Source organism: Shinella sp. WSJ-2, from assembly GCF_003432075.1.
Classification (GTDB): domain Bacteria; phylum Pseudomonadota; class Alphaproteobacteria; order Rhizobiales; family Rhizobiaceae; genus Shinella.
The window spans coordinates 640,750-660,210 of record NZ_QWBU01000001.1 but is presented as its reverse complement, the minus strand read 5'-3'; the positions used below and the strand labels follow the sequence as shown (position 1 = coordinate 660,210).

The 19,461-nt window shown below is 65.1% G+C and carries 17 protein-coding genes; 10 read left to right on the top strand and 7 right to left on the bottom strand.

Annotated features, from left to right (window positions below; genetic code table 11):
* The first annotated feature begins 73 nt into the window (after positions 1-73).
* Entirely contained in the window at positions 74-886 is an 813-nt protein-coding gene (gene otsB / locus D0Y60_RS03125) for a trehalose-phosphatase (protein ID WP_117366662.1), read from the top strand.
* Here the strand turns inward: otsB and pncB are convergent.
* The 3 genes from pncB to D0Y60_RS03110 form a co-directional block, all read right to left on the bottom strand.
* Positions 883-2,187 (bottom strand): nicotinate phosphoribosyltransferase, encoded by a 1,305-nt coding sequence (gene pncB, locus D0Y60_RS03120; RefSeq protein ID WP_117366661.1) that lies wholly within the window; start codon positions 2,185-2,187, stop codon positions 883-885. The genes otsB and pncB overlap by 4 nt on opposite strands.
* A 182-nt stretch (positions 2,188-2,369) precedes the next feature.
* Positions 2,370-6,032, bottom strand: coding sequence for a trifunctional transcriptional regulator/proline dehydrogenase/L-glutamate gamma-semialdehyde dehydrogenase (putA, locus tag D0Y60_RS03115; protein WP_117366660.1), 3,663 nt, complete (start codon positions 6,030-6,032; stop codon positions 2,370-2,372).
* A 37-nt stretch (positions 6,033-6,069) separates the two neighbouring features.
* A complete protein-coding gene (locus D0Y60_RS03110) occupies positions 6,070-6,273 on the bottom strand; it encodes a hypothetical protein (protein WP_117366659.1) in 204 nt (67 codons plus the stop codon).
* Between the two features lie 184 nt (positions 6,274-6,457).
* Here D0Y60_RS03110 and D0Y60_RS03105 point away from each other — a divergent pair, with 184 nt between their 5' ends.
* Positions 6,458-6,928 carry an Lrp/AsnC ligand binding domain-containing protein gene (locus D0Y60_RS03105; protein ID WP_245409072.1) on the top strand — a complete coding sequence of 157 codons (471 nt, stop codon included), beginning with the start codon at positions 6,458-6,460 and terminating at the stop codon, positions 6,926-6,928.
* 143 nt (positions 6,929-7,071) lie between these two features.
* On the top strand, positions 7,072-7,932 hold the full coding sequence (locus D0Y60_RS03100; protein WP_117366657.1) for a DUF1989 domain-containing protein: 861 nt from the start codon (positions 7,072-7,074) through the stop codon (positions 7,930-7,932).
* 3 nt (positions 7,933-7,935) lie between these two features.
* Here D0Y60_RS03100 and D0Y60_RS03095 read toward each other — a convergent pair whose 3' ends face one another.
* Positions 7,936-8,574 (bottom strand): PQQ-binding-like beta-propeller repeat protein, encoded by a 639-nt coding sequence (locus D0Y60_RS03095; protein WP_117366656.1) that lies wholly within the window; start codon positions 8,572-8,574, stop codon positions 7,936-7,938.
* A 34-nt stretch (positions 8,575-8,608) separates the two neighbouring features.
* Positions 8,609-9,829 carry a helix-turn-helix domain-containing protein gene (locus D0Y60_RS03090; RefSeq protein WP_117366655.1) on the bottom strand — a complete coding sequence of 407 codons (1,221 nt, stop codon included), beginning with the start codon at positions 9,827-9,829 and terminating at the stop codon, positions 8,609-8,611.
* 350 nt (positions 9,830-10,179) lie between these two features.
* On the opposite strand from D0Y60_RS03090, the gene D0Y60_RS03085 reads away from it, so the two are divergent.
* A complete protein-coding gene (locus D0Y60_RS03085; protein WP_117366654.1) occupies positions 10,180-11,397 on the top strand; it encodes an MFS transporter in 1,218 nt (405 codons plus the stop codon).
* Positions 11,398-11,416: 19 nt separating this feature from the next.
* Here D0Y60_RS03085 and D0Y60_RS24675 read toward each other — a convergent pair whose 3' ends face one another.
* Positions 11,417-11,569 carry a hypothetical protein gene (locus D0Y60_RS24675; RefSeq protein ID WP_158565388.1) on the bottom strand — a complete coding sequence of 51 codons (153 nt, stop codon included), beginning with the start codon at positions 11,567-11,569 and terminating at the stop codon, positions 11,417-11,419.
* A 9-nt stretch (positions 11,570-11,578) separates the two neighbouring features.
* Complete coding sequence (locus D0Y60_RS03080; RefSeq protein WP_117366653.1) at positions 11,579-11,776, bottom strand: hypothetical protein; 198 nt, start codon at positions 11,774-11,776, stop codon at positions 11,579-11,581.
* 610 nt (positions 11,777-12,386) lie between these two features.
* On the opposite strand from D0Y60_RS03080, the gene D0Y60_RS03075 reads away from it, so the two are divergent.
* The 6 genes from D0Y60_RS03075 (at position 12,387) to D0Y60_RS03050 (ending at position 19,430) form a co-directional block, all read left to right on the top strand.
* Positions 12,387-13,406 carry an amino acid ABC transporter substrate-binding protein gene (locus D0Y60_RS03075; RefSeq protein WP_117366652.1) on the top strand — a complete coding sequence of 340 codons (1,020 nt, stop codon included), beginning with the start codon at positions 12,387-12,389 and terminating at the stop codon, positions 13,404-13,406.
* 86 nt (positions 13,407-13,492) lie between these two features.
* Positions 13,493-14,641 carry an ABC transporter permease subunit gene (locus D0Y60_RS03070; RefSeq protein ID WP_117366651.1) on the top strand — a complete coding sequence of 383 codons (1,149 nt, stop codon included), beginning with the start codon at positions 13,493-13,495 and terminating at the stop codon, positions 14,639-14,641.
* Position 14,642: 1 nt separating this feature from the next.
* Complete coding sequence (locus tag D0Y60_RS03065) at positions 14,643-15,737, top strand: amino acid ABC transporter permease (RefSeq protein WP_117366650.1); 1,095 nt, start codon at positions 14,643-14,645, stop codon at positions 15,735-15,737.
* Complete coding sequence (locus D0Y60_RS03060) at positions 15,730-17,175, top strand: amidohydrolase family protein (protein ID WP_117366649.1); 1,446 nt, start codon at positions 15,730-15,732, stop codon at positions 17,173-17,175. Before D0Y60_RS03065 ends, D0Y60_RS03060 begins: the two co-directional genes overlap by 8 nt.
* A 72-nt stretch (positions 17,176-17,247) precedes the next feature.
* A complete protein-coding gene (locus D0Y60_RS03055) occupies positions 17,248-18,837 on the top strand; it encodes an ATP-binding protein (protein ID WP_158565386.1) in 1,590 nt (529 codons plus the stop codon).
* Positions 18,834-19,430, top strand: coding sequence for a response regulator (locus D0Y60_RS03050; protein ID WP_117366647.1), 597 nt, complete (start codon positions 18,834-18,836; stop codon positions 19,428-19,430). The genes D0Y60_RS03055 and D0Y60_RS03050 overlap by 4 nt, the downstream gene beginning before the upstream one ends.
* Positions 19,431-19,461: the final 31 nt, after the last annotated feature.

The following is a 19,461-nucleotide window of genomic DNA, read 5'->3' as shown; positions in this document are numbered from 1 at the left end:
GCACAATGCGGCGCGCGAAAACTTGTTCCTGCCGGCTCTTGCCAGCCCCACGTCGCGATCTACTTGCAAGGCGATGGACGAGCTCGAAAAATTGCGGCCATCGGATGCCGCCACCCGCCATCTGGTGCGCCGCCTGGTCGACGAGCCAGACCGCTGGGCGCTGTTTCTCGATATCGACGGAACGCTTCTGGATCTCGCGGCGACGCCGGATGCCATCCAGGTGCCGCTGTCTCTCGCCAGCGATCTGCAGGCCGTCGCCAACCGTCTCAAAGGCGCGCTTGCGCTGGTGACGGGTCGCAGCCTGCTCTATGCCGATGCGCTGTTTGCGCCCTGCCGTTTCCCGATCGCCGGTCTGCATGGCGCCGAATTCCGCAGCGCCGACGGGCAATTGACCGTTGCCGCGCCGACGCCGGCTTTCGTTTCGATGAAGCATCGTCTGGTCGAGCAGACGGCTTGGATGGAGGGTGTGCTGATCGAAGACAAGGGAGCGGCCGTGGCCGCGCATTATCGATTGGCACCTGCGTTCGACACGGCGCTGGAAGGTATCATGAAGTCTTTCGCCGAGGAGGCCGGGCCGGACTGGGTGCTGCAGCCCGGCAAGATGGTTTTCGAAATCCGCCCGGCCCGCGCCGACAAGGGCGATGCCGTGGCGGCCTATCTCGAAGAGCCCGCCTTTACCGGCCGCCTGCCGATCACCATCGGCGACGACCTGACGGACGAGACCATGTTTGCCCTGGCCAATGCGCGCGGCGGGCGGTCGATCCGCGTGGGCTCGCTTTCGACGGCCACTTGCGCGCTGGCGAAAGCCTCGTCGCCTTCCGCCATCCGCTCGGCTTTGTCGAGCATCGCTGCGGCCGGCGAAGCACGCAAGGCTGCCCCGTCCTAAACCTCGACCGGCCGCGCCTCCTGCACATCCGTGCCGAAGACGCGGCGGTAGCGTTCGATTTCGTGGCGATCGCCGGTCGCCTTCAACGGATTGTCCGACAGCTTGACCGCCGGGCGGCCGTTGGCGCTCGTCACCTTGCAGACCAGCGAGATCGGATCGAGACCGTTGCCGCCATCCGGGTCGCAACCGCGGAAATCGTTGGTGAGGTTGGTGCCCCAGCCGAAGCTCATGCGCACGCGGCCGTGGAAATGCCGGTAGGTCTCCTCGATCGTGTCGACATCCATGCCGTCGGAGAAGATCAGCAGTTTTTCGCGCGGGTCGCGGCCCTTCTCCTGCCACCAGCGGATGATCTGCTCGCCGCCTTCGATCGGTGGCGCGCTGTCCGGGCGGAAGCCGGTCCAGTCCGCGACCCAGTCCGGCGCGTTGGCGAGGAAGGCGGTGGTGCCGAAGGCGTCGGGAAGGGCGATCAGCAGGTTGCCGTTATAGTGCTGGCGCCATTCCTCCAGCACCTGATAGGGCGCGCGGGCGAGCGACGCGTCGTCCTTTGCGAGGGCGGCGGCGACCATCGGCAGTTCATGCGCATTGGTGCCGATGGCTTCCAGATCGGCGTCCATGGCGAGCAGCACGTTCGACGTGCCGATAAAGCGCTCGCCAAGCCCTTCCTTCAAGGCCTCTACGCACCAGCGCTGCCACAAAAAACCGTGCCGGCGGCGCGTGCCGAAATCGGAGATGACGAGATCGGGCAGGAGCCTCAGGCGCTCGACCTTTTCCCAGAGCCGTGCCTTGGCGCGTGCATAGAGCACATCGAGCGCGAAACGGCCTTTGTCGCGCATGGCGGCACGCGATTTCATTTCGTTTATGATGGTTAGCGCCGGTATCTCCCACATCATCGTGTGGGTCCAAGGGCCGTCGAAATGCAGTTCATACTGCCCGTCGGCCTTGCGCAATTCGTAGTCCGGCAGCTGGAAGGCGGCAAGCCAGGCGATGAAATCCGGGCCGAACATCCGCGCCCGGCCGTAAAAGCTGTTCCCGGCGAGCCAGATCAGCTCCTTCTTGGTGAAGCGCAGGCTGCGGGCATGGTCGAGCTGGGCGCGCAGTTCCCCCTCGTCGATGATCTCGCCGAGCCGCACGCTCTTCGTGCGGTTGATCAGGGAAAAGGTCGCGTTCACATCCGGATGGAGCTGCCGGATCATCTGCAGCATCAGCAGCTTGTAGAAGTCCGTATCGAGCAGGCTGCGCACGATCGGGTCGAGCCGGAAATTGTGATCGTAGGTGCGGGTCGCGAAATCGGTGACGGTCACGCGGCACTCCTGCCGGCCGGACGCGCAACGATTGGACTTGCGAGATGCATGCGGATTCTCCCGTTTCGATGGCGCACCTTATCGCAACATCGCCGGGGCGGGAGGGGTACTGGCGATTTTACGCGCAAGATACACAAAGACCCGCGTGAGCGGGCCTTTGCTTGAGATGGAGGGATTGGCTATCAGCCGATGGCCATCAGGCTGGCATTGCCGCCGGCGGCGGCGGTGTTGATCGAGGTCGAGACCTCCTCCAGCAGCCAGTTGAGGCAATAGGCCTCCGGGTCGCTCAGCAGCTCCTCGGTCGTTGCGGCCTGTACCAGAACGAGCGGGCCGGGCAGGGCGGCGATCTTGCGGTTGACGGCGCGAACCGCCTCCGCATCGCCTTCCACCAGCGCGCCGGCGAAGGGGCCGTCCTTGGCCCAGTCGGTCGTCCAGCTAAGGCGGGCGGCGACGGAGGCGGGCAGGTCGGCAAGTACCGGCTTCAGCGCAGCGGCATTGTCGATGGCAAGCATGTTACCCGTTGCGAGACCGGCGGCGACCTGGCGCAGCAGGCCGGCTTCCGTCTTCGGCACGAGCAGCACATTGCCGCGGGCATGCAGGGCATAGAGGTTGCGTTCGCCGACGGGGCCGGCGAGTTCGCGCACCAGGCCGAGCGCCGAGCGGTTGGCGAAGCTGCGGGCGGTTTCGCCTTCCGCAGCCTTGCCCTTGCGGTCGAGCCAGGAGATGAAGTCGCGCAACGCCTGGTCGGTATGCACCGAATCCTGCTGCGGCGGCACCGGGGCCTTCTGCACGAGACGGCCGATATAGAGCGGGCCGCCCGCCTTGGGGCCGGTGCCGGAGAGGCCGCGGCCACCGAAGGGCTGCACGCCGACCACGGCGCCGATGATGTTGCGGTTCACATAGAGATTGCCCGCCTTGATGCGGCTGGTGACATGCGCGATCGTCTCGTCGAGGCGCGTGTGCAGGCCGAAGGTCAGGCCGTAGCCCGAGGCGTTGATGTCGTCGATCAGCCGGTCGAGATCGGCGCGGCGGAAGCGGATGACGTGCAGAACGGGGCCGAAGACTTCGCGCTGGAGATCGGCGAGCTTCTTGATCTCGATGATGGTCGGCGCGACGAAGGTGCCGTGTTCGGCGGCGGCCGGCAGCGGCAGCTGCTCGACCTTGTTGCCGAGGCCGCGCATGCGCTCGATATGGCCGACGATATTGTCGCGCGCTTCGCCTGTGATAACAGGGCCGATATCGACATTCAGGCTGTCGGTGCGGCCGAGCGTCAGTTCCTGGAGCGCGCCCTTCAGCATGGCGAGCGTGCGGTCGGCGACGTCGTCCTGCAGGCACAGCACGCGTAGCGCCGAGCAGCGCTGGCCGGCGCTGTCGAAGGAGGAGGCGATGACGTCGGCGACGACCTGTTCGGCGAGTGCGGAGGAATCAACGATCATGCCGTTCTGGCCGCCGGTTTCGGCGATCAACGGGATCGGCTTGCCGCCGGCCGAAAGACGTTCGGCAAGCTGCGCCTGGATGAGGCGGGCGACTTCCGTCGAGCCGGTGAACATGACGCCGGCCGTCTTGTCGGCGCCGACGAGGGCCGCACCGAGGGCGCCGGCACCGGGCGTGAACTGCAGGGCGCCGACGGGAACGCCGGCCTCGTGCAGGATCTTCACGCTTTCATAGGCGACGATGGGCGTCTCTTCAGCGGGCTTTGCGATGACCGGATTGCCGGCGACGAGCGCTGCGGCGACTTGGCCGGTGAAGATGGCGAGTGGGAAGTTCCACGGGCTGATGCAGACGATCGGGCCGAGCGGCAGGTGCGAGGGGCCAAGCGTGCGGCGGGCCTGTTCGGCATAGTAGCGCAGGAAGTCGACGGCTTCGCGCACTTCGCCGATGGCGTTCGCCGCCGACTTGCCGGCTTCGCGCATGATGACGCCCATCAGCGGTTCGATGCGCGCCTGCATGATATCGGCGGCGCGGTCGAGGCAGGCGGCGCGGTCGGCGGGGGAGACGGCGGACCAGCTGGCGACATTGTCGGCGGCCATGGCGACGATGCGGGCGGCATCCTCGGCCTTCGCCTCGGTGACGCGGCCGACGATATCGCGGTGATCGGCGGGGTTCAGCACGTCCTGCGTTTCGCCTGAAGTGCTGCCATCCGCGAGAAGCGGGGCGGCGTGCCACTGTTTCGCGGCGGTGCCGGCGAGTTCGGCCGAGAGGCCGACGAGGGTCTCTTCGTTCGACAGGTCGAGACCGGCGGAGTTCTTGCGCGAGGGGCCGAACAGCTGGTCGGGCAGGGCGATCTGGTCGTGCTGTGCGCCGACGACGGGCATGGCGGCAACGATCTCGACCGGGTCGGCGATCAGCGATTCCACCGAGACCTTGGGGTCGGAAATGCGGTTGACGAAGGAGGAGTTGGCGCCGTTCTCGAGCAGGCGGCGCACGAGATAGGCGAGCAGCGTCTCATGGGTGCCGACGGGCGCATAGATGCGGCAGGGGCGGTCGAGCTTCTCCTTGCCGACGACCTCGTCATAGAGCGGTTCGCCCATGCCATGCAGGCACTGGAACTCATACTTGCCGACGGCGAAATCCGGGCCGGCGAGCTGGTAGATCGTGGCAAGGCTCTGGGCGTTGTGGGTGGCGAACTGCGGGAAGATCGCATCCGGTGCGGCCAGCAGCTTGCGGGCGCAGGCGACATAAGCGACGTCGGTATAGATCTTGCGCGTATAGACCGGGAAGCCTTCGAGACCATCGAGCTGGGCGCGCTTGATCTCTGCGTCCCAGTACGCGCCCTTGACGAGGCGCACCATGACGCGGCGGCCGGAGCGGCGGGCCAGATCGATGATGAAATCGAGCACGAAGGGGCAGCGCTTGCCATAGGCCTGCACGACGAAGCCGAGGCCGTTCCAGCCCTTCAGCGCTTCGTCGAAGCACAGGCTTTCCAAGAGATCGAGCGACAGTTCCAGACGGTCGGCTTCCTCGGCGTCGATGTTGAGGCCGATATCGTAGCTCTTGGCGAGTGCGGCGAGCTTGATGACCTTCGGCAGCAGCTCGCCCATCACGCGGGCGGTCTGCGTGCGGCTGTAACGCGGGTGGAGCGCCGAGAGCTTGATGGAGATGCCGGGGCCTTCATAGATGCCGCGCCCGCCGGAGGCTTTGCCGATGGCGTGGATGGCGTTCTCGTAGTCGCGGTAGTAGCGCTCGGCATCGGCCGAGGTCGTGGCGGCCTCGCCGAGCATGTCGTAGGAATAGCGGAAGCCGCGGGCTTCCAGCGGTTTGGAGCGCTTCAGCGCCTCCTCGATGGTCTCACCGGTGACGAACTGCTCACCCATCATGCGCATGGCCATATCGACGCCGCGGCGGATGACCGGCTCGCCGGCGCGGGCGATGAGGCGCGTCAGGGCGGCGGACAAGCCACGGTCGTTGACGGTGGAGGTCAGCTTGCCGGTGACAACGAGGCCCCAGGTCGCGGCGTTGACGAACAGCGACTTGCCGCCGCCGATATGGGAGGTCCAGTCACCCTCGGCGATCTTGTCACGGATCAGCGCGTCGCGCGTGTCGGTGTCCGGAATGCGCAGCAGCGCCTCGGCAAGGCACATCAGCGCCACGCCCTCCTGGCTCGACAGCGAATATTCCTGCACCAGCCCCTCGACGCCCGTGCCTTTGTGCTTGGCGCGAAGCGCCTCGATCAGCGTGCGGGCGGTGTTGCGGATGTCGTAGCGCTCACGCTCGGAAACACGGGCGGCTGCGACCAGCGGCGGCAGGCACTCGGTCTCGGGGCGGCGATAGGCGGCCGTGATGGCCTGGCGCAACGCGCTCTGCGGACGGATTGGCGGGGCGAAATCGGAGAAGGGGTTCTGCATGGAAGGACCTATGAGAAGCGTTCGGTGTCTGAAGGGATCAGCGGATGAAGGCAGGGGCATGCTCGTCCCGGAACGGGGCGTGGTCGATCTCGGTCGCGCCGGCAAACATCACGCTTGCGCGGTCGCCTTCGGACCGTTCCGCCCTGACGCTGCAGGCCGCCACGACGGCCCGGATGGCGAGCGGCTTGTAGTGGCGGATCAGGTCCGCCGGCATGCTAGCATCGAAGTTCTTGTCTTGCATCCCATCTCCCCCTGTCTTCGGCCCGGAATGCTGCCGTCGCCGACGGGCTCTGCCGGCGACCGTTTCGGTGTGTTCATTCCGGGAAACTGGGCGCAATTGATATCATGAGGTCCGAAAACAGATGGACTTCATATTTGGATGAATTAGGCTATATGGGTCTATTTTTCGCCGAATGGAGGTCCGATTGATCGAGAATTTGCAGCCTGATGGGTCGTTGGACAGCTTTGACCGGAAAATCCTTGAGGAACTCGGGCAGAACGGCCGTATCTCGGTCGCGGAGCTCGCCGAGAAAGTCGGTCTTTCCAAGACGCCGTGCCAGAATCGCTTCAAGCGGCTGATTGCGGAAGGCTTCATCCAGGGCTTCAAGGCGATCCTGAACCCGTCGAAAATGAATCTCGACCATATCGCCTTCGCCGAGGTGAAGCTGACCCATACGCATGAGGCGGCGCTGACCAGCTTCAACAACGCGGTGAAGAAGATCCGCGAAGTGGAGGAATGCCACATGATCGCCGGCCGCTTCGACTATCTCCTGAAGATCCGCACGCGCGACATCAAGAAATACCGGCTGGTGCTGGGCGAGCGGATTTCAAACCTGCCCTATGTTGCCAACACCTCGACCAATGTGGCGATGGAGACGGTAAAGGAGAGCGGCTAGCGGAAAGCCGCCGGGATCGCGGTGTTACGCATGAATTCGATCTTGTTGAACAATAGCATTTCTGTTATTCAACAAAAGTGGATTTCTTCGGGGCATGCAGCACCGTTCGGAGCGCGCCGCCGGGGACGAGAGGGAGGATTTTCATGAAGCCAGATCCGATAACCGCGGCCCCTGCCGATGCGAACACCCGCAAGGCGATCAGGCCGGTTGTCTGCTACCCAGTCGAGACGCTGCCGCGCCCGGATCTGTCGACCTATCGTGCGCTACGGGACGACCTCACGCTGGTCGAAACCGTGGTCGTGCCGCCGCGCGAGGCCGCGACCTGGTCGGTACCGGCGGGGCACTTCTGCCGCATCGTCTGTTCGGAAGGCCCACAGGTCGGCGACCTCAACCTCTTCAATGCTAACGATCTCAAGGAACGCCTTTACACCGGCAAGACGCGGGCGCTGAACGGCACCCATGTCGGCCTCGGCGACCAGCTCTTCTCGAACTTCCCCTATCTGCGCCCCATCGCGACAATCACGCATGACACGCTCGACTGGTACGGCTTCGACGAATTCGGCGGCGCGGTGCATGACGTGATCGGCACGCGCTGCGATCCTTATACGCACAATCTGCTCAGCCATGGCGGCCAGTACCACCATTGCTGCCATTCCAACCTGACGCGCGCCTTTGCCAAGAAGACCGGCATGGCGCCGCGCGAGGCGGAGACCTATGTACATGACGTGCTGAACGTCTTCATGTGCACGGGCTTCACCCGCGACACCGGCCAGTATTTCATGAAGGCGAGCCCGGTACGGCCGGGCGACTATCTGGAGTTCTTCGCCGAGATCGATCTTCTGGGCTGCATGTCGGCCTGCCCCGGCGGCGATTGCTCGGCTGAGCATTCTTCCGACACCGCGGCCTGCCATCCCATGGTCGTCGAGATCTACAAGCCCAAGGGCTTGCCCGCAGGCTGGGCGCCGCCGCCGGTCAATGGCTACGACGGCACCCACGGCCTATAAAGCTTACGCACGTTCCGGACGGCGGACGACGCGGACTTTTCCGCTGCGTCCGCCGCCGCAGAAGAAGCGTTCGCCGCCATCGGATTCAAGGCCGGAGACCGCCGTGCCCTCAGGCATGACGAGCGTTTCCAGCACCGCGCCGGTTTCGGGATCGATCCGGCGGATGTCGCTCTCGTCTCCCTCCCAGGTGCCGTGCCAGAATTCGCCATCCACCCAAGTGACGCCCGTCACCATGCGGTTGCTTTCGATGGTACGCAGGATCCTGCCGTCTTGCGGGTCGATCTGGTGGATTTTTCGGCTGCGATGCTCGCCGACCCACAGCGATCCCTCCGCCCAGGTGAGGCCGGAATCGCCGCCCTTGCCGGGGGCGGGAATGGTGGAGAGCACCGCGCCGGAGGCGGGGTCGATCTTGTGGATGACATCCTCGGAGATCTGGAAGAGGTGGCGGCCGTCATAGGCGGTGCCGGCATGGGCGGCGAGCGCGATGGCGCCGACCACCTCGCCATTGTCGGGGTCGAGGGCATTGATCCGGTCGCCGACGGCAAACCACACCTTCTTGCCGTCATAGGTCACGCCGCCCACCTGTTCCACATCGGGGAAGGGGCCGTATTCGCGCAGGATCTGGGCTTGCGAAGTCGTCATCGTCATCTCCTTGGGATCGTTGATGATCGCAATCTTAGTCGTCCGGAAGCGGAGCCGGGAGTAACAAGAGTGTCGAGAAGGCGCCCGGTGTCGGCGTGAGCCAGCGCCGCGCCCGCCCGCTGCCGATCGCCTGCACTTTCCCCGCCGCATGGAGCTGTTCCAAGGCGCGCTGCACGGTGCGGGCGCTGGTACCGAGCGCAATGGCTAGCGCCGAGCTCGACCAGGCCTCGCCATCGGCAAACAGCGCGAGAATATCGGCGTGCGGCTCCTCCAGCGGCGGCGCCAGCACCGTCACCGGCCGGCCGCCGAGCGGCGCAAGAACGAAGCCGTGCTTGGTCGCCTCGATCCCGGCCAAGAGCGCGAGTTCGGCGCGCAGCCGGCCCATTTCCACGCGCAGGCGGGCGCGGTGCGATTCATCGGCATGGCGGGCGCGGAAGGCATTGAAGAGCAGTTGTTCCCGGCTGGCATCGCCGGGCAAGGCCTCGGCCAGCGTGCGCAGCAGCGAAAACAGGATGGGGCGCGTGGCAAGCGACAGGGTGGCCCCCTCACAGCGCACGACATGGCGGCAGGCATCGATGATCAGCGCCTTGCCGGCAAAGAGCGCTTCCACGTCGTCGGGCAGCAGGGCCTGTTCCACGCCGTTGGCGATTGCCCGTGCGGCAGGCTTTTCTAGCACCGTCGCGGCGAGTTCGATTTCGTGCAGCAGCGCCGGGATGCCGGCCTGCCGGGCGGCATCGATCGCGCGGGCGAAGGCGTCCCGCGCCGCTTTCGTGCGCAGCCGGCGGATGGCGATGCCGGCGGCGGCGAGTTCGTGGGCGGCGCGTAGCGGGGCGACGAGAGTGGCGGGGTCGGTTTCGGCAAGCCGGGTGCCCGCCTCGTCCAGCCGGCCGATGAGCAGCAGGCGGCGAATGGCAAGGGTGCGGGCATGGGCGGCGTTGAGGCTGTCGCCATGGGCGGCAAGCGTTTCGCCGGCGGCCTCGAGCGCCTTGACCGGCCAGGTGAGGTCACGACCGGCAAGCGCGACCTCCGCTTCCGCCACGATGCAGCGCGCCCGCGCCACCGTTTCGCGCGGGCCGAAGGCAGTGATGGCGCTTTTCAGCAGGGTTTTCGCCCGGTCGAGATCGCCGAGCTGCGCCATCGCGATGCCGCGCAGCGCGAGCGCCGGGGCATCGTCGCGCAGGGCCACGCGGTTTAGCGCGCCGAGCGGATCGCCGGCGGCAAGCGCGCGGGCGGCGGCAGTGATCATCGAGTCCATTGCATTCCCGTCACACTTGTCACTCCCGCTTACGGGTGCCTGCCGCCTAATCTGATCAGGCCGTATCCGCACAGAGCACGAGATCGCCCGAGGCGCTCGCAATAGATGGCAGCGGGACAGGTTTTGCGAAAGCGCAAAATTTCACGCGGCCGATGTCGGAAACGGAAAATGACAGCGTCTTTCAGAGAGGCGGGCCGGGAGAATGTGCTGATGTCTTCCTGCTTCAGCCCGCTTCGGGAAGGTGTAGAGTGCGCGCCTGTCCTTGCTTTCGAGACAGGGACTGGGCGGCGCGATCAGTATCAGGTTTGGGGCGGTTCCGGCCGGGCCGGGAAACCGCGAAGGAGATGACAATGATCCATACGCATTATCGCTGGGTGATCGTGGCGGCGGGCGGCCTGCTCGGCTGCATCGCCATCGGCGCCATGTTCTCGCTGCCGGTGTTCCTGCTGCCGATTTCCAAGGAGACCGGCTGGTCGGTGACCGGTATTTCAACCGCCATGACCATCGGCTTTCTCTCCATGGCCTTCGCCAGCATGGTCTGGGGCAGTCTGTCCGATCGCTGGGGGCCGCGGCCCGTCGTGCTGACGGGCTCGGTGCTGCTGGCCGCAAGCCTAGCCGGCGCAAGCGTCGCGACCTCGCTCATCGCCTTCCAGTTCACCTTCGGTTTGGTTGTCGGGGCGGCGGCCGCCGCCGTCTTCGCGCCGATGATGGCCTGCGTCACCGGCTGGTTCGATACGCATCGCAGCCTTGCCGTCTCGCTGGTCTCCGCCGGCATGGGCATGGCGCCGATGACCATGTCCCCCTTCGCCGCCTGGCTGGTGTCCGGCCATGACTGGCGCACGTCGATGCAGATCATTGCCGTGGTTGTCGCCGTGGTGATGATCCCCGCCTCACTTTTGATCCGTCGCCCGCCGGCGCTGGAAGCGGGCAACGATACGCTTGCCGCCGCGGAAGAGCCGCAGGGTGGGATGACGACCCGCGACGTGTTGCGCTCGCCGCAATTCATCATTCTCTGCCTGACCAACTTCTTTTGCTGCGCCACCCATTCGGGGCCGATCTTCCATACGGTGAGCTATGCCATCACTTGCGGCATCCCGATGATCGCGGCCGTCACCATCTATTCCGTGGAGGGGCTTGCCGGCATGGGCGGCCGGGTTGTTTTCGGGCTTCTCGGTGACAGGTTCGGCGCCAAGCACATTCTCGTGCTCGGGCTTCTCGCGCAGTCGCTTGGCGCGCTCGCCTATATCTTTGCCGGAGGACTGGCGTCGTTCTATCTCGTGGCGGGGATTTTCGGCTTTATCTATGCCGGCGTCATGCCGCTCTACGCGGTGATCGCGCGTGAGAACTTTCCATTACGGCTGATGGGCACGGTGATCGGCGGCACGGCCATGGCGGCGAGCCTCGGCATGGCGCTGGGGCCGGTCGCGGGCGGCCTGATCTACGATACCTTCGCCAGCTACACCTGGCTCTATGTCGGCTCCTGCGGCATCGGCCTCGGAGCCTTCCTGATCGCGATGACCTTCAGGCCCATGCCCAAGACGCGCGAGGGACTGGCTGCTGCGGCCTGACGAGAAGGCGGGCGGCCGTTCAGGCCGCCCCCGAGGGATCGCCGATCGGCATCAGCGCGGGCTTGGTCGCCTGCTCGCGCTTGATTTTTTCGTCTTCCGTTTTCAGCGTGGCGTCGGTTTCGACCTTGCTCTTATCGGAAGAGGACGGTTTCTGCGCATCGTTCTTCGTCATGATCGTTCCTTAGAAATTGAGGAATTGCGCCGGATCACGGCGCGCGCGCATCAAGAGATCGAGCTCTCGTTTCGAGGGGCCGAATTTTTCGAAGAGCCGCTTGGCCTCTGCCCCGGAAAGGTCGTAGGCCGTGCGGAAAGTTTCGATTGTGTAGCGCTCCCCCGAAAGCCTGCGGTGTTCGGGAAAGAGCTTAGACTGTTCCGTCATGTGCGATCACGCCCAATCATCATGGTACGGGCCTTGAACCGGTAGAGGCTTCGATTGTTCCTGCCGGTTCACGAAAAAATCAGGTCTTTTGCGGGAGCACTTCCGCAGGTTGCTATGGCCAACCAGCGTCGTGGCTTCTGACCGAGCAGACAGCATCAAGGAACGGTGAAAATAGCGAGACTTGCGAGCTGACGTCGAGCTTCGCATAGAGGTTGCGGCGATGCCGTTTCATGTTCTCGATCGTCGTGTCGGTAGGAACATTCGGGTCGCGGCCCGCTGCCTGGAAAGCAAGGTAGCGATGTACTCGTATGACAATTATTGTATACCATGTTGTCTGGCATTCTATCTCATGCGCACGCTTCCACATAGAGATCTGCTCCCCGCGACGCCGCTGCGCGGCAATGGGCTGGCCGCTGGGCATCCTTGATGCAAATCCGTCATGTGGTAATGACGATTGCCCACGATTCATTATGCGGGATGACGGAGATTTTATATACGTATCAGTTGATGTGTGGTTTTTTGCATTGTACACAATCCTGACGACGTTGATCGGAGGGGCTGCTGGAGGGCGGCGTCACCGGTCCAACCAACACCCAATGGGAGGGGAAGCATGAAACAGGCACTTCTTTCGATCTTCGCGGCCGCGCTCGGCCTTGCGGCCGCCGGTTCGGCCTCGGCCGCCACCACGCTCGAAACCGTCAAGGCGCGCGGCAAGCTCGTCTGCGGCGTTTCGCTGGCAACGCCGGGCTTTGCCGCTCCCGACGACAAGGGCCGGATGCAGGGTTTTGACGCCGACATCTGCCGCTCGATCGCCGCTGCCGTCTTCGGCGATGGCGACAAGGTCGAATTCGTCCCGACCAATATCAATACGCGTTTCCAGGCGCTGCAGTCCGGCGAGATCGACGTTCTCTCGCGCCAGACCACGCACACCTTCTCGCGCGACGCCTCGCTCGGCCTCGATTTCGGTCCGACGGTGTTTTATGACGGCCAGGGCCTGATGGTGCCGAAGTCGCTCGGCGTCACCAGCGCCAAGGAGCTGACGGAAGCCGCGATCTGCACCCTGCCGGGCACCACGACGGCGCAGAACATTTCCGACTTCTTCGCTGCCATCAAGGGCAAGTTCGAGCTGGTCGTCTTCGAAAGCCCGGATGAAAACCGCGCCGCCTTCTTCTCGGGCCGCTGCGAAGCGATCACGTCAGATCGTTCCGACCTCGCGTCGATCCGCGCCGTCGCCAACAACCCGGATGACTATGTCGTCCTGCCCGACACGATCTCCAAGGAGCCGCTGGCGCCGGCCTTCCGCCAGAACGATTCCCAGTGGGGCGACATCGTTTCCTGGTCGGTCTGGATGCTGATGGCCGCTGAAGAGAAGGGCATCACCCAGGCCAATGTCGACGAAAAGCTGAAGAGCGAGGATCCGGACGTGCAGCGCATGCTCGGCGCCACCGAAGAGCTCGGCAAGATGCTCGGCCTCGACAACAAGTGGGGCTACAACATCGTCAAGAGCGTCGGCAATTACGGCGAAGTCTTCGAGCGTAACGTCGGCCAGGGCACCAAGCTCGGCATGACGCGCGGCCCGAACGCGCTGTGGAATGCCGGCGGCCTGATCTACTCGCCGCCGATCCGCTGATCGCTTTCCTTTTCTGAGCGATCATCCGGGCGCGCGCATGGCGGTGCGCGCGCCCTCATCATTTCTTGACATGGCGGCGAGGTTTCATGGCTTTCCTGCATGACATGCGCTTTCGCGCCTATTTCTACCAGATCGTCGCGATCGGGTTCGTTGCCCTGATCGGCTGGACGATGTTTTCCACGGCGAGCGGCAACCTGGCCAAACAGAACATCGCGACCGGCTTCGATTTCCTGACGCGGCCGGCCGGCTTCGTCATCACGGAATCGGCCATCGCCTTCGAGCAGACGGATACGGTCGGCCGGGCGATCCTTGTCGGCATCGCCAATACGGTGAAGGTGTCGCTGCTGGCGGCGATCTTCGGCACGGTGCTCGGCCTCGGCGTGGGCATTGCGCGGCTCTCGCACAATCCGCTTTTGGCACGACTCGCGCTCGTCTATGTCGAGCTTTTGCGCAACGTGCCGCTGCTGCTCTATCTCTTCCTGTGGTATTCGCTGATCATCCTGATCCTGCCGCCGGTCAAGCAGGCGCTGCACCTGCTGCCGGGCGTCTATCTCTCCAACAGCGGCCTCGTCGTGCCGGCAGCCCTTGTCGAAAGCGGCGGACTGGCGCTTCTCGCCTGCCTGCTGGGGGGCGCCGTCGCGGCGCTCGTCATTCGCATCATTTCGACCCGCCGCCGCGTGACGACCGGCCAGTCCAACCATGGTGGCCTTATCGCGCTCGCCGTGCTCGTCCTGCCGGCGCTGCTGCTGTGGCTGGCGAACGGCGTCGCCGTGAGCTGGGATTTCCCGACGGCCGGCAAGTTCCGCCTGACGGGCGGGCTGCATGTGCGGCCGGAATTCGTGGCGCTGCTCTTCGGTCTTGCGCTCAGCGTTTCGGCCAATGTCGCGGAAATTGTGCGTGCTGGCATCCAGGCCGTTAACAAGGGGCAGTGGGAGGCTTCGGCGGCGCTTGGTCTCTCGCGCGGCAAAGCCATGCGGCTCGTCGTGCTGCCGCAGGCGCTACGCATCATCATTCCGCCGCTTACCAACACCTATCTCACCGTGTTCAAGAACAGCTCGCTGGCCATTGCCATCGGCTATCCGGATCTCGTGATGGTCTCCAACACCGTCATGAACCAGACTGGTCAGGCCATTGAAACGATTGCGATCTTCATGGGCGTTTACCTCACGCTGTCTATTGCTATCTCGCTCCTCATGAACTGGTACAATGCGCATGTCGCGCTTAGGGAGCGTTGAGATGACCGACGTCCAAGCCCTGGCCCTCGCACCGCCGCAGCCGGCTCCATCCGCCGCTCGTTTGGGCAAACTCTCCGCCTATTTCGGCACGCCCGGCAACACCATCATCAGCATCGCCTCGATCGTCGCGATCGTCTTCGTCGCCAAGCTCGCGATCGGCTGGCTGTTCATCGATGCGGTCTTTTCCGGCAACGGCGAGGCCTGCAAGGGCGTAGGCGGCGCCTGCTGGCCCTTCGTGGCGCAGAAGCTGCGCTACATGCTCTTCGGCTTCTATCCCTATGATGAGCAATGGCGGCCGCTTTCGGCGCTGCTTTTGCTCTTCGGCGCCTGCCTGTTTTCCATGATGCCGCGCTTCTGGAGCCGCGGGCTGCTGATTGCCTGGATTGTCGTCATCCTGCCGGTGCTCTACATCCTCATGGCTGGCGGCGTCTTCGGCCTCACGCCGGTCGCGACGTCGAACTGGGGCGGCCTGCCGCTCTCCTTCATGCTCTCCTTCGTCGGGCTGACGCTCGCCCTGCCGCTCGGCATCGTGCTGGCTTTGGCGCGTGCGTCCAACCTGCCGGCGATCCGGGTGCTGGCCGTCGGCTTCATCGAGATCGTGCGCGGTGTGCCGCTGATCAGCATCCTCTTCATGGCGACGGTCATGCTGCCGCTTTTCATGCCCGATGGCGTGACGATAGACAAACTGCTGCGTGCCCAGGTGGCGATCATCCTCTTCGCCTCGGCCTATATCGCCGAGATCGTGCGCGGCGGATTGCAGGACGTACCGGCGGGGCAGGTCGAGGCCGGAAAATCGCTCGGCCTGCATTACTGGCAGGTCATGCGCAAGATCGTACTGCCGCAGGCGCTGAAGAAGGTCATTCCGCCGATGGTCGGCCTGTTCATCGGCTTCTTCCAGGATACGACGCTCGTCACCATCGTCGGCCTCGTCGATTTTCTCGATACGGTGCGCTCCGCCATCCGCGACCCGGGATGGCAGGGCATCGCGGTGCTCGAAGGTTATCTCGTCGCCGCTGCCGTCTATTTCACCTTCAGTGCCCTGATGGGTGCCTATAGCCGTTTCCTCGAAAAACATTTCAGGACGACCCATGCCTAACATCACCGTCATCCGAAACGCCCACACCGTCGTCGCCTTCGACGCGGCGACCGGCGGCCATGCCTATCTCAACGATGCCGACGTCGCCTTCGACGACAGCGGCTTCCTGCATGTCGGCGGCCGTTACGACGGCCCGTTCACGCGCGAAATCTCCGGCCGCGACCGCATGGTCCTGCCGGGCTTCGTCAATGTGCACTGCCATTCCGGCGACGAGCCGATTTCGAAAAGCCTGTTCGAGGACCAGGGCACGGCGGCCCTCTGGGGGCAGGCGATGTACGAATATTCGACGCTGATCGAGATCGGCGACGATGCGGTGCAGGCGGCGCTGACGGTGATGCTCGGCGATCTTCTGCGCAGCGGCGTCACCACCTTCGTCGACATTGCGGGCCCGCATGACTGCTGGCTGCCGACACTGGCGGAGAGCGGTGCGCGTGCCTATGTCGCCCCCGGTTTCCGCGAGGCGGCCTGGCATGTCGAGGGCAGCCACCGTCTCGATTTCCGTTGGGATGCCGTGCGCGGCCGCGAGGCCTTTGCGCGCGCGCTGGAAACGGTCGATGCGGCGGAGGCTCACCCGTCCGGCCGGCTCGGCGGTATCGTCGCCCCCGCGCAGGTCGAGACCTGCTCGCCGGACCTGTTGCAGGAAGCGGCCCAGGCCGCGCGCGACCGCAAGGTGCCGATCACCATTCATGCTGCCCAGACCATGGCCGAGCATGAGGAACTGCTGCGCCGTCACGGAATGACCGCCGTGCGCTATCTCGAAACGCTTGGCGTTCTCGGCCCGGATCTCATTCTCGGCCATTGCATCTTCATCGACAGCCATGGCTGGACGCGCCAGCGCACGGCCGATGATCTCGAGCGTCTTGCGGCTAGCCGCACCAGCGTCGCCCATTGCCCCGTCACTTTCGCGCGCAGCGGCATGGTGCTGCAATCGGTTGGCCGCTATCGCCGGAGCGGCGTCAACGTTGCGCTGGGCACCGACAGCTACCCGTTCAACATGCTGGAAGAGATGCGCACGGCGCTGATCAATGCGCGCATCGCCGGCGGCACGGTGTTCGACGTCTCGACGGCGGACATTTTCGACGTGGCGACGCTTGCCGGCGCGAAAGCGCTTGGCCGCAGCGATATCGGCCGCATCGCCAAGGGGGCGAAGGCGGATTTCTCGCTGGTCGATCTCAAGCATCCCGGCATGCAGCCGGTCTATGATCCCCTGCGCAATCTGCTGCATTGCGCCGCCGAGCGCGCGGTGGCGGCCGTCTATGTCGATGGCGCCTGCGTGATGGAAAACGACCGGCCGACGCGGGTGGATTACGATGGTGCGCTCGCGGAATTGCAGGCGGTGCAGGATTTCGCGGTGCGCCGTTTGCAGGCGAACGATCCGCGCGGCCGCCCGGCTTCGGAGCTCGCGCCGCTCTCGCTGCCGGTATTGCCGCATCCGTGACGCTGCGGATCGCCAAGGCCTGAGGGACGTCCTATGATGGCGTCCCCGATCCTTGAACCGGCTTCACCTTCGATGCATCAAACCCTGACCTTTCTTCGATCCTGGACCGCGCTGGTGGGCGGCTGGCTGCTGCTGATGGCGGCCTTCGGCCTCTATTCGGCGACGAGCCACCGGCAGGCGCTGGAACAGGAAGTTTCGGAAAGCGGCCGGGCGTTGCAGCGGGCGATCTCCCAGCGCGTTGCCCAGCACGATGCGCATCTTACCGGCCTCAGCGCGCTCGGCCTTGCGCAGGCGCAGCCATCGGAGGATTTCGACCTCGTCGCCAAATCGATCCTGCGGTTCTATCCGCGCATCGAGGCCATCGATCTCGTCAGCGTGCCTTCGTTGAGCGATGCGCGCGTCATCAGTTCGGTGACGTCGGCCGATGGTTCGGCTGTTGATCCCGCGCGTGTCTTCAAGGCGGTGGAGAGGCTGACGACTGGCAAGGCGGTCTATGGGCCGGATGCCAAGCCCGGCCACTACCGGCTGATGAAGCGCATGAACGACACGATGGCCGTCAGTCTCGATATCGACGGCGCGAAGCTGGTCGAGGGTGAAGAGCTGCCGCGCTGGGCCGCGCTGACCCTCTCGACGGTCGATGGCCCCCTGCTGGAAACGGGTGCCGAGACGCCGGCCGGGGCATCCTTCCGCGCTCGAACCCTCGGTTTCGATGCGCCCGTCGCCAGCGTCACGCAGCCCCTGCGCCTGTCCTTGCAACGCCATGTCACGCTGGCGCAGCTTCTGCCGCCGCTGCCCTTGGCGCTCTTTGCGGCCATTTCGCTGGCCGGCCTCGTGCTCGTGCGCTCGCTGCTGCGCCATCGCCATGAGGCGGCCGTCGCCCGCGAGGCGGCGGAGGCGGCGTCGCGGCGTGAGGCGTTGCGCCAGCACGAGACGAAGCTGGCCCATGCGCTGCGCATCAATAGCATGGGCGAGATGGCCTCCGGCATTGCCCATGAGCTCACCCAGCCGCTGACGGCGCTGCTCAGCCAGAGCCAGGCCGGGCGGCGCATCGCGGCGGCGAACGGCCTTGCCGACACGCCGATCGACGGCGTGCTGGCTGCAAACGTGCTTCAGGCCAAGCGCGCCGCCGATATCCTGGTGCGACTGCGCGCCTATGTCGGTAAGAGCGCGCTGGAGGCGGGCGTGCACGATCTCTGCCGGCACGCCGCCGATATCGTCGCGCTCTCGCGCATCGATCTCGACCGGCGTGGCATCGCACTCGCTGTCGATCTGCCGGACGCGCCGGCCTTGGCGCGCATCGATCCCGTCGAGATCGAGCAGGTCATCCACAATCTCATCCGCAACGCCGCCGATGCGGTGGAGCAGGCGGGGCGAGGAGACGGGCGGGTGCTGGTCTTCCTGAAGGCGACAGGCGCGAATTACGAGATCATCGTGTCCGACAACGGCACCGGCATTCCGGCGGATATCCTGCCGCGGCTGTTCGAGCCGTTCTTCTCCAGCAAGCCCGACGGCATGGGCCTTGGCCTCAGTCTGTGCGAAAGCATCGTCGAACGCTTCGACGGCGGCATTTCGGCGGAGAACGATCCGAAGGGCGGCGCGGTCTTCACCGTGCGCCTGCCGGCGGCGCGGGAAACGACACGACGAGAGGAAGCAGCGGAATGACGATGGCGCCGGTCTATCTGGTCGATGACGACGAGGGCGTGCGCAGCGCGCTGTCGCTGCTGCTCGGCACCTATGGCATCCGCATCGAGACCTTCGGCGATCCGACCGCCTTTTTGGCGCGCGCGCCGAAATTGAAGCCGGGCGTGCTGATGCTGGATCTGCGCATGCCCGCCATCACCGGCCTGCAATTGCATGAAAAGCTGCGCGCCATCGGCTGCGACTGGCCGACGATCATCTGCACCGGCCATGGCGACGTGCATGCCTGCCGGCGGGCCTTCAAGGCCGGCGTGGTGGACTTCCTGACGAAGCCGATCGACGAGCAAGTGCTGATCGATGCCCTGCAGCAGGCCTCCGGTGCGCTCGATGCGCGAGCGGAAAAGGCGGAAGCCGCGCAGCTCGTCGCGCAGTTGACCGATCGCGAGCGCGAGGTGCTCGACATGGTGGGCCGCGGCTGGTCGACCAAGGAGATCGCGGAGGCCCTGCAATTGTCGCCGCGCACGGTCGATACGCACCGCGCCAATATCGCCCAGAAACTCGGCACGACGTCGGTCGCGGAGTTCGCGCGCCTGTCGCTGATCGGCCAGGCTCCGTAGCCCTACGGACTCCGCTCCGTCCGTCCACCGA